Origin of the sequence: Streptomyces sp. NPDC051217, assembly GCF_044455465.1 — a bacterium.
Lineage (GTDB): Bacteria > Actinomycetota > Actinomycetes > Streptomycetales > Streptomycetaceae > Streptomyces.
The window spans coordinates 158179-167984 of record NZ_JBITEV010000009.1 but is presented as its reverse complement, the minus strand read 5'-3'; the positions used below and the strand labels follow the sequence as shown (position 1 = coordinate 167984).

Genomic DNA, 9806 nt, shown 5'->3' with positions numbered 1-9806 from the left:
AACCCGAACGCGCGGGACGCGCCGAACCCGTCCCACGCGCCGAACCCGCCGAAGGCGGCCCCCCCCCCCCCCCCCCCCCCCCCCCCCCCCCCCCCCCCCCCGCGGGGGGGGGGGGGGGCCCCCCCCCCCCCCCCCCCCCCCCCGCGACCATGTCGGCGTCCCCGCCGGCGTCCGCGACAGCGCGCGTCAGACCACGTGGTGCATCCACCCGTGGACGTCCTCCGCCCGGCCCGTCTGGATGTCCAGCAGCGCCTTGCGCAGCTTCGTCGTGACCTCGCCGGTCTCACCGCCCGAGTGCGTCCACTCACCGCTCGTCGACCTGACGAGGCCGACCGGCGTGATGACGGCGGCCGTACCGCAGGCGAAGACCTCGGTGAGGGTGCCGTTCTCGGTGTCGCGGCGCCACTCCTCGGTGGAGATACGGCGCTCCTCGGACGAGTAGCCGAGGTCCTTCGCCATCTTGAGCAGCGAGTCACGGGTGATGCCGGCCAGCAGCGAGCCGGTGAGCTCGGGAGTGACGATCTTGTCCCCGTACACGAAGTACAGATTCATCCCGCCCATCTCCTCGACCCAGCGGTGCTCCAGCGCGTCCAGCCAGACGACCTGGTCGCAGCCCTCGGCCGCCGCCTCGGCCTGCGCGAGCAGCGAGGCCGCGTAGTTGCCGCCGGTCTTGGCGAAGCCCATGCCGCCGGGAACGGCGCGCACATAGTTCTCGGAGAGCCACACCGAGACGGGCTTCACACCGCTCGGGAAGTAGGCGCCGGCGGGGGAGGCGATGACGAGGAACAGATACTCGTTCGACGGCTTCACGCCGAGGCCGACCTCGGTCGCGATCATGAACGGCCGCAGATACAGCGACGCCTCGCCACCGTGCGGCGGCACCCACGCCTCGTCCTGCCGCACCAGCGCGTCGCACGCCTCGATGAACGTCTTGGCCGGCAGCTCGGGCATCGCGAGCCGGCGCGCCGAGACCTGGAAGCGCAGGGCGTTGGTCTCGGGCCGGAAGGTGGCGACGCTGCCGTCGGGACGGCGGTACGCCTTCAGCCCTTCGAAGATCTCCTGCGCGTAGTGCAGCGTCATGTTGGCCGGGTCGAGCGAGAGCGGCCCGTACGGCACCAGCTCCGCGTCGTGCCAGCCCCGGCCCTCCGTCCACCTGATGGTCACCATGTTGTCGGTGAAGTGGCGGCCGAAGCCGGGAGCGGCCAGGATCGCCTCGCGCTGCGCGTCGGACAGCGGATTCGACGAGGGCTTGAGCGCGAGAGTGGGCAACGACGTCGTGGGCGTGGTCATGAGTTCTTGTCCTTCACCGGTTGTGTATGACGGACCGCGCTCACGCCGCTACAGGTACTAGGACGTCCGAGCTTTCCCTCACGCTACGGCCCACTGCCATTGTGGCGCGTGGCTGAGCCGGGCATGAAACGGGGTGAATGCGGCCCTACGGATGATGGTGACACCCGGTGGCCGCAAAGCACAGCCGCCGGGTGCTGGGACCCGGCGGCTGCGGAAGGCGTCGTCGGGTCAGCTCGCTACTCGTACGACGAGCGCGTCACCGATCTCGTCGGTCGTACGGGGAGCGCTGCCGCGCTCCGCGAGGTCGGCCGCGACGGCCTCCTCGATACGGGCGGCCTCGGCGTCGAAGCGGAGGTGCCGCAGCAGCAGTGCGACCGAGAGGATCGTGGCCGTGGGGTCGGCCTTCCCCTGGCCCGCGATGTCCGGCGCCGAGCCGTGGACGGGCTCGAACATGGACGGGAACGCCCGGTCGGGGTTGATGTTCGCGGAGGCGGCCAGGCCGATGCCGCCGGTCACGGCAGCGGCGAGGTCGGTGAGGATGTCACCGAAGAGGTTGTCGGTGACGATCACGTCGAAACGCTCGGGCTGGGTGACGAAGAAGATCGTCGCGGCGTCGACGTGCAGATAGTCGGTGGAGACGTCGGGGTACTCCTGGCCGACCCGGTCGAAGATCCTCTTCCAGAGGTGGCCCGCGTACACGAGGACGTTGTTCTTGTGGACAAGCGTCAGCTTCTTGCGGGGGCGGGAGTTGGCACGCTCGTACGCGTCGCGCACGACCCGCTCCACGCCGTACGCCGTATTGAGGCTGACCTCGGTGGCCACCTCGGCGGGCGTACCGGTGCGCAGGGAACCACCATTGCCCGTGTACGGGCCCTCGGTGCCTTCACGTACGACGACGAAGTCGATGTCCGGACGGCCGGACAGCGGTGTGGCCTGGTTCGGGTAGAGCTTCGACGGCCGCAGGTTCACGTAGTGGTCGAAGGCGAACCGCAGCTTCAGCAGCAGCCCCCGCTCCAGGACCCCGGACGGCACGGAGGGGTCGCCGATGGCACCGAGGAGGATCGCGTCGTGCGTCTTGAGCGCGGCGAGCTCCGCGTCCGGGAGGGTCTCCCCGGTACGGTGCCAGCGCCGGGCGCCGAGGTCGTACTCCTTGGTCTCCAGCTTCACATCCTGCGGGAGTACGGAGCCGAGGACCTTCAGGCCCTGTGCCACGACCTCCTGGCCGATGCCGTCACCGGGGATCACTGCGAGATTGATGCTGCGAGACATGACGGGCACCTTACTGCGCGTCCCAGTGCCTGACACGCGTGGTCCACGATTCGGACAGGGCGTGTTTCACGCGGGGCGTGTGCGCGGGGTAAGGCGCCGGCCGGTCCCGCGGGGGTACGGCGTCGGTGACGGGGCCCGCTCCGGCTCAGTGGCCGGTGGAGCCGCCGTTGTCCCTGCGGTCGAGGGCGCGCTGGAGGGCCGCTGCGGCGTTCTTGCGGTCCGACTCGTTGCCGCGGGCGTGGTGACGGACGCGGCGGGCTGTTGTCTCGGCCATGGTGATCGACTCCTTGAGACAGCTGAGGCATACGGATTGGGGGGCCGTACGAGGCATCTGCTGGGCGCCGGATGGGCGGGGAGCTCGCGCCGCAGGGGTTGCCTGCGTGAGGGCGATCGCTCACGTCCGCCGTTCGCTGGATCAAGCGAGTCGTTCGGCTCCTACAAAGCTAAGGGAGCCGGGCCGTTCTGTCTCCACAGTTACTCGGACTTCCTACTATCTGAGACGGCGGCCTTGATCCGGCATGGCTATCTAGCTCGTATGCCTATCTAGGTGGTGGTGGAATGGAGGCATGGCGGCAGACCGCAGATCAAGCTGGCTCAAGGGGGTCCTCGACCTCCTCGTCCTGTCCTGTCTCACCGGCGGGGAGAGCTACGGGTACGAGATCTCCAAGGCCCTCGCGGGCGCCGGGCTCGGCGACATCAAGGGCGGCACGCTCTATCCGGTGCTCAACCGGCTCGAAGAGGCCGGACTGGTCGTCGGGGAGTTCCGCGCCGCCGAGCGCGGCCCCGGGCGGCGCTACTACCGGCTGACGGACGAGGGCCGGCGCCTGCTCGCCACCGAGAGCGGGAAGTGGCGGGAGTTCCACACCACCGTGCGGAGCATACTGCGCACCGAGGAGGCGTCATGAGCGTCCCGACGGAGTTCGCGCCGGACGGCTGGGAGCCGTGCGGGCAGCGGAGGGGCAGCGCGGGCGGTGAGCGGTGCGGCGAGGGCCGAGCCGACGCGGTCCGCCCGTCTACAGCACGTCGCCGTCGCGCCAGTCGAAGATCAACGCGCCGTCGGGGGACGGAAGTTCACGATCGGGCACCGGCCAGAGAAAGGTCGTCCCCTCCTCCTCCGGCAGCCGCACGACCCCGTCCGGGCCCAGCACCTCGACGCGGCCCTCCCAACGATGCCAGCCCCGTGACCGGTAGAGCCCGGAGCCCGTCTCGGAGGCGGAGAGCGCGCCGACGTCGTACGCCCGGCCGACGACCCGCTCCAGCACCTCCAGAACCCGGCCGCCGAGCCCGTCCCCGCGCCGGTCGGGACGGACGGCGACCGCCTCCACGTAACCCACCCGGTAGGACTGGCCCGCGTGCGTCAGCCGGCGCTGGATCACGCTGCCGTGCGCGACGAGGGCGCCCGCCCCGTCCCGTACGAGGACATGGACGCCGCCGAGCCCGTGCGTCCAGTCCTCCTCACTGAAATTCCCGTCGAAGGCGTCGTCCAGGAGGGTGCGGATCTCGCCGAGGGTCGCCGGGTCGAGCTCGAAGGTGTGCGCGGTGCGCAGCGGGTCTGACATGCGTCTCACTCTTTCAGGCCAGGGGCCCGCGCAGGTACTCAGTGCTCGGTTGAGTAGTTGCTCCATGTCGAAAAAACGTGCCTGCCACGACAGTTGGCCACATGAACGGCCTTTACGCACTCAAGCCCTGGTACGCGTCCCGGCTCTCCGGAGTCCGGGCCGCCCTCGTCCGTCGAGAGGTGTCGCCCGACACGCTCACCGCGGCGGGTGTCGTCAGTGCGGCCGGTGCGGGCGCCGCCGTGGCGTTGCTGCCCGCCGGACCGCTCGCCGCGCTCCCGGTCGCCGTCCTCCTCGCCGCCCGCCTGGCCTTCGCCAATCTCGACGGGGCGCTGGCACGGGACACCGGCCGGACGACCCGGCGCGGCGCCGTCCTCAACGAACTCGGCGACCGCGCCGCCGACTTGGTCGTGCTCGCCGGCTTCATCACGCTCGCGCCGCTGTGGCTGGTCGCGGTGGCGGGGCTGGCGGCGACGCTCCCGTCCTGGGTGTCCCTCGCGGGTACCGCGGCGGGCGCGCCGCGCCGTAACGGCGGCCCCGTCGGCAAAACCGAACGCTGCCTGCTCGTCGTCATCGCCACCGCGACGGGCTGGGCGGTGCCGGTGCTCCTCGTGATCGCGGCGGGCTCGGCGCTCACGGCCGTCGTCCGCTTCGGCTGGGTCTGGAGGAAGCTCGCATGAGCGGCGTCCTGGTCGCGGGCGAGGCCGTTGGGCGCGCCGCGCCCCTCGTCGCCGGCGCCCTCGGGGCGAGCGGCATCGCCGTGGCGGCGCTGCCGGCGCGCGTCGCGATGCGGGCGGAGCTGCGCAAACGATGGCGGACGTGGGCGATCGCCGCGCCTGTCTTCCTCGGGTCGCTGTTCCTGGGAGCCGGGGGCGCGTTCGCGCTGGCCGCGGCGCTCGGGGTGACTGCGGTGAGCGAGTACGTACGGATGGCGGGGCTCCCGCGCGCGGAGCACGCCGTGCTGGCCGTGGCCGCCGTCGTACTTCCGGCGCTCGCGTGGCTGGTGCCCGAGGCCGTGGACCCGGGGGCGGTCGATCTCCGGGTGGTGGTTCTCCTGTTGGTGGCGGCGGCACTGCCGGCGCTGCTGGCCGGCGACCACGAACGGGGCTTCACCCGCTCCGCTCGCACCGTCTTCGCCCTGTTGTGGATTCCCCTTCCGCTCACCGGACTTGTGGTGCTTCAGGACACGGCTGTCGCGGTCGGGCTGGCGGTCGCGCTCGGCGACGTCGGGGCGTGGTGCGGCGGCACGGCGCTGGGTCGGCGCGGCCCGCTGGCGCGGCCGTTGTCGCCCCTCTCCCCCAGCAAGACGTGGGCGGGGGTGCTGGGCGCCGCGGGGGCGACCGGCCTCGCCCTGGCCGCGGTCGGCGCCTTCACACCGCTTCTGTGGGCGGCGGTGCTGATCGGCTGCGTACTGGGCGACTTGCTCGAATCCATGGTCAAGCGGGAGGCGGGCGTGAAGGACGCGGGCAGTTGGCTGCCGGGCTTCGGCGGACTGCTCGACCGGATCGACTCCCTGCTGTTGGCTCTCCTGCTCGCGATGGTGGTGACGGCATGACCGCACGGATCTCTGCCCGAAGGGCGGCGCGGTCGGCTCCGCGACGACTGCGGGAGCGCACCACGCGCGCCGTCGGACACCGACGAGGGCGTACGGGGGTGGGGGCGGGCTCGGTGGCTGTCGCGTTCGCGGCCGACAGGCCCGGCGAGCCCTGCGAGCGGGGGACGCGGGGGCGGCTTCGTGGGCCGGGGCGGCTGGGTGGGCGCGGGCGGGGGCGGCGCACCGTCTCCGGCGGGCGCGGCGGCCCCCCTCCCGCGCCGACGCCCGCCGTCTCGCCCTCCCGGCTCGGCGCGGTGCTGCGGCGCGCCCTGTGGTGGCTCGTCCTCACCGTCACCGGCGGTGTGCGGCGGCACGGTCAACTGCCGCCCCGTGGGTGCGTAGTTGTGGCCAACCACTCCTCGCACGCGGACACCGCCGCGCTGCTGGCGGCGCTCGACGCCCGGCACCGTCCCACCATCGGTGCGGCGGCCGACTACTGGTTCGCCTCCCCGTGGCGGCGCCGAATCTGCCGTGTGCTCGCCGCCGGTTTCCCCGTACGGCGCACCGGCGGCGGTATGGACGACCTGCTGTCCATGGCGGACGGGCTGCGGGCCGGCCGCGCGGTCGTCCTCTTCCCCGAGGGCACGCGCGGGGCGGACGGCGCCGTCGGCGCCTTCCACCGCGGGGCCCTGGTACTCGCCGAGCGCGCGGGCGTCCCCGTCGTACCGGTGGGTATCGGCGGCACGGACCGGCTGCTGCCCAAGCACGGGCGGCTGCGTTCGTCGCTGGTGCGGGTACGGATCGGTGAGCCGCTGCCGCCGTCGGCGACGCCGGAGGACGCGCGGGCGGCGGTCGCGGCGCTGCACGCGCGTGCGGGTTCGGAGCCGTTGCCCGACTCCCCCGTACGGCGCCGGGTCGCGGCGGTGGCCGCGTCCCGCCTGGGGCTGCCGGCCGCCTTCGCCTGGGCCTGCGCGGAGGCGCTGAGCTGGCCGCTGATGCCCGAACTGCTCCTGGGTGTCGCGTGCGTCGCCGTCCCCCGCGCCGCGCTGCGGCTCTCCGTCGCCGCGCTCGCGGGGAGCCTGGCCGGCGGGCTGCTGGCGCTCCAACTCGCGAACACGGGGCTCCAGTTGCCCGCGCCGCTGACGACGGACCGGATGCGGGCGGAGGTACGCCACGAGCTGGCGGTCGAGTCCGCCGGCGCCGTACGCCACCAGCCGTGGAACGGCATCCCGTTCAAGGTGTACGCCGCCGAGGCGGGCCGCGCCGGCGTACCGGCGGCCGGCTGGCTCGCGGAGTCCGCGCAGGCGCGCGGCGCACGGACGCTGACGGTCGGCGCCGCCTTCGCCGCGCTCGGCCTCCTGCTGCGCCGATTCCGACGCCACTACGGCGCGTACGTGGCCCTGCTCGCTGTCGGCTTCGCCGCCGGGCTGTCACTGATCGTGGCGGGCTGGAGCTGAGCGTGCCGGCCGCCCTGTTTCCACGTCCGGCCCCGGGGCACCCGACGGACGAAGGGGAGGGTGCCACATGAACGTACAGGCGATGTCACTCAGAGGCCGTAACAAGGGCCGCCAGGCGGCGAACAGTTCGGCGATGGACGCCGCGGCGCGCTGGGGTTTCGTGGCGCGCGGCGTGATCTATCTGCTGATCGGGCTGCTGGCGCTCCAGATCGCCTTCGGCGGTGGCGGCAAGCAGGCGGACCGCGGTGGCGCGCTGGCCGAGATCGGCGAGAAGCCGATGGGCTCCTTCGTCCTGTGGGCACTGGGCATCGGTCTCGTCGGCATGTCCCTGTGGCGGCTGTCCGAGGCGCTGTTCGGCGCCTCGGGACCGGACGGTCACAAGCCCGGCAAACGGCTGCTGTCGGCCGCGCGCTTCCTGTTCTACGGCTTCGTGGCCTACTCCGTGCTGAGCTTCGCCGCCGGGGACAAGGGCGGCTCCTCGGGCGATCAGCAGTCGCAGGACGTCACGGCCAAGGCTTTGGAACTGCCGGCGGGCCAGTGGCTCGTCGGTGCCGCGGGCATCGGCATCCTGGCCGCCGGTCTGTGGATCGGGGCGCGCGCCGCGAAGCGGTCGTATCACAAGCATCTGAAGCTCGGACAGATGTCCCACAGGGCGAAGCGGTTCATGGACGTGACCGGGGTCGGCGGCGGGCTGGCGCGCGGGCTGCTGTTCGCGGCGATCGGCTGGTTCGTGATCAAGGCGGCCGTCGATTACGAGCCCGACAAGGCGAAGGGCTTCGACGACACGCTGCGCTCCTTCACCGACACTCCCGCCGGCCCCTGGCTGCTGGCACTGGTCGCGCTGGGCCTCGTACTTTTCGGCCTGTTCTCGTTCGGTATGGCGCGCTATCGCAAGGTCTGAGCCCACTGCCGCCGCTGCCGCCCCGCCTCCGTGAAGAGGCGGGGCGGCGGCGTGATCCTTCTGAGGAAGACACCGCCCCCGTACCGGGTTGGGCCGGCACGGGGGCGGGGGTTGTGGGGACGGGGCCCGGCCTCAGCCCATGTGCGGGTAGCGGTAGTCCGTCGGGGACACGAGCGATTCCTTGATCGAACGCGTCAGGGTCCATCGCATGAGGTTCTGCGGGGCACCCGCCTTGTCGTTGGTGCCGGAGGCACGGCCGCCGCCGAAGGGCTGCTGGCCGACCACGGCGCCGGTCGACTTGTCGTTGATGTAGAAGTTGCCCGCCGCGTAGCGGAGCTTGGCCATCGCGTCGGCCGCCGCCGCGCGGTCACCGGCGATGACGGCGCCGGTCAGCGCGTACGCCGAGACCGACTCCATCTGCGCCAGCATCGCCTCGTACTCCGCGTCCTCGTAGACGTGGATTGCGAGAATGGGGCCGAAGTACTCCGTCGTGAAGACCTCGTTGGCCGGGTCGGTGCAGGCGATGACCGTGGGGCGGACGAAGTAGCCGACGGAGTCGTCGTACGTACCACCGGCGACGATCGTGCACGTCGGGTCGGCGGCGGCGCGGTCGATCGCGGCCTTGTTCTTCGCGAAGGCCCGCTCGTCGATGACGGCGCCGATGAAGTTGGACAGGTCGGTGACGTCGCCCATGGCGATGGCGTCGACCTCCGCCGCGAACTCCTCCTTGAAGCCGTCGTTCCAGATCGAGGCCGGGACGTACGCACGCGAGGACGCCGAGCACTTCTGGCCCTGGTACTCGAACGAGCCGCGGGTCAGCGCCGTCTTGAGGACACCGCGGTCGGCGCTCGGGTGGGCGACGACGAAGTCCTTGCCGCCGGTCTCGCCGACGATGCGCGGGTAGGAGCGGTACTTCTCGATGTTGCCGCCGACGGTCTTCCACAGGTGCTGGAAGGTCTTGGTGGAGCCGGTGAAGTGGATGCCCGCCAGCTCGGGGTGGTTGAGCGCCACCTCGGACACGGCCAGTCCGTCACCGGTCACGAGGTTGATGACGCCCTTGGGCAGCCCCGCCTCTTCAAGAAGGCTCATCAGCAGCACGGCGGCGTGCGTCTGCGTCGGCGACGGCTTCCATACGACGACGTTGCCCATCAGCGCGGGCGCGGTCGGCAGGTTTCCGGCGATCGCGGTGAAGTTGAAGGGCGTGATCGCGTAGACGAAGCCTTCGAGCGGCCGGTGGTCGAGCCGGTTCCACACACCGGTGGAGTTGGCCCGCGGCTGCTCGGCGAGGATGTCGCGCGCGTACGAGACGTTGAAGCGCCAGAAGTCGATCAGCTCGCACGGGGTGTCGATCTCCGCCTGCTGGATGGTCTTCGACTGGCCCAGCATGGTCGAGGCGGCCAGGGTCTCGCGCCACGGGCCCGACAGCAGCTCGGCGGCGCGCAGGATGATCGCGGCGCGGTCGTCGAAGGCCATCGCGCGCCAGCCGGGGGCGGCGGCCAGCGCGGCGTCCACGGCGTCCTGCGCGTCCTGCTCGGTGGCGTTGCCGTACGTACCGAGGACGGCCTGGTGGTTGTGCGGCTGCACGACGTCGAAGCGCTCGCCGCCGCCCATCCGCTTCTCGCCGCCGATGGTCATCGGCAGGTCGACGGGGTGGTCGGCCAGCTCCTTGAGCTTCGCTTCGAGGCGGGCGCGCTCCGGGGAACCGGGGGCGTAGCCGCGCACCGGCTCGTTGACCGGCGTGGGGACCTGGGTCACAGCGTCCATGGGGGCCGCATCTCCTTGATCAGTGGACGGTTCAC

General features: G+C 72.1%; 10 protein-coding genes. 5 read left to right on the top strand and 5 right to left on the bottom strand.

Annotated features, from left to right (window positions below; genetic code table 11):
* Positions 1-186 precede the first annotated feature (186 nt).
* From ACIBBB_RS21365 to ACIBBB_RS21355, 3 genes are all read right to left on the bottom strand, one after another.
* The gene (locus tag ACIBBB_RS21365) at positions 187-1290 is read right to left on the bottom strand and encodes a branched-chain amino acid aminotransferase (protein ID WP_398984222.1); all 1104 of its coding nucleotides are present in this window, start codon (positions 1288-1290) and stop codon (positions 187-189) included.
* Between the two features lie 228 nt (positions 1291-1518).
* A complete protein-coding gene (locus ACIBBB_RS21360) occupies positions 1519-2559 on the bottom strand; it encodes a 3-isopropylmalate dehydrogenase (protein WP_398984220.1) in 1041 nt (346 codons plus the stop codon).
* Between the two features lie 145 nt (positions 2560-2704).
* Complete coding sequence (locus tag ACIBBB_RS21355) at positions 2705-2833, bottom strand: hypothetical protein (protein ID WP_398984218.1); 129 nt, start codon at positions 2831-2833, stop codon at positions 2705-2707.
* Positions 2834-3125: 292 nt separating this feature from the next.
* Here ACIBBB_RS21355 and ACIBBB_RS21350 point away from each other — a divergent pair, with 292 nt between their 5' ends.
* Entirely contained in the window at positions 3126-3464 is a 339-nt protein-coding gene (locus ACIBBB_RS21350; protein WP_398984216.1) for a PadR family transcriptional regulator, read from the top strand.
* 108 nt (positions 3465-3572) lie between these two features.
* On the opposite strand, the gene ACIBBB_RS21345 is transcribed toward ACIBBB_RS21350, so the two are convergent.
* Positions 3573-4118 carry a GNAT family N-acetyltransferase gene (locus ACIBBB_RS21345; protein WP_398984214.1) on the bottom strand — a complete coding sequence of 182 codons (546 nt, stop codon included), beginning with the start codon at positions 4116-4118 and terminating at the stop codon, positions 3573-3575.
* Positions 4119-4219: 101 nt separating this feature from the next.
* Between ACIBBB_RS21345 and ACIBBB_RS21340 the strand changes: the two genes are divergently transcribed.
* The 4 genes from ACIBBB_RS21340 (at position 4220) to ACIBBB_RS21325 (ending at position 8007) form a co-directional block, all read left to right on the top strand.
* A complete protein-coding gene (locus ACIBBB_RS21340) occupies positions 4220-4795 on the top strand; it encodes a CDP-alcohol phosphatidyltransferase family protein (protein WP_398984212.1) in 576 nt (191 codons plus the stop codon).
* Positions 4792-5670, top strand: a complete 879-nt coding sequence (locus ACIBBB_RS21335) for a phosphatidate cytidylyltransferase (RefSeq protein WP_398984210.1) — start codon at positions 4792-4794, stop codon at positions 5668-5670. The genes ACIBBB_RS21340 and ACIBBB_RS21335 overlap by 4 nt, the downstream gene beginning before the upstream one ends.
* Positions 5667-7106, top strand: a complete 1440-nt coding sequence (locus ACIBBB_RS21330; protein ID WP_398984208.1) for a lysophospholipid acyltransferase family protein — start codon at positions 5667-5669, stop codon at positions 7104-7106. The genes ACIBBB_RS21335 and ACIBBB_RS21330 overlap by 4 nt, the downstream gene beginning before the upstream one ends.
* A 67-nt stretch (positions 7107-7173) precedes the next feature.
* Positions 7174-8007: a DUF1206 domain-containing protein gene (locus ACIBBB_RS21325; RefSeq protein WP_398984205.1), complete on the top strand. Its 834-nt coding sequence runs from the start codon at positions 7174-7176 to the stop codon at positions 8005-8007.
* Positions 8008-8139: 132 nt separating this feature from the next.
* Here the strand turns inward: ACIBBB_RS21325 and pruA are convergent, their stop codons facing one another.
* Positions 8140-9771 (bottom strand): L-glutamate gamma-semialdehyde dehydrogenase, encoded by a 1632-nt coding sequence (pruA, locus tag ACIBBB_RS21320; RefSeq protein WP_398984203.1) that lies wholly within the window; start codon positions 9769-9771, stop codon positions 8140-8142.
* Positions 9772-9806 lie beyond the last annotated feature (35 nt).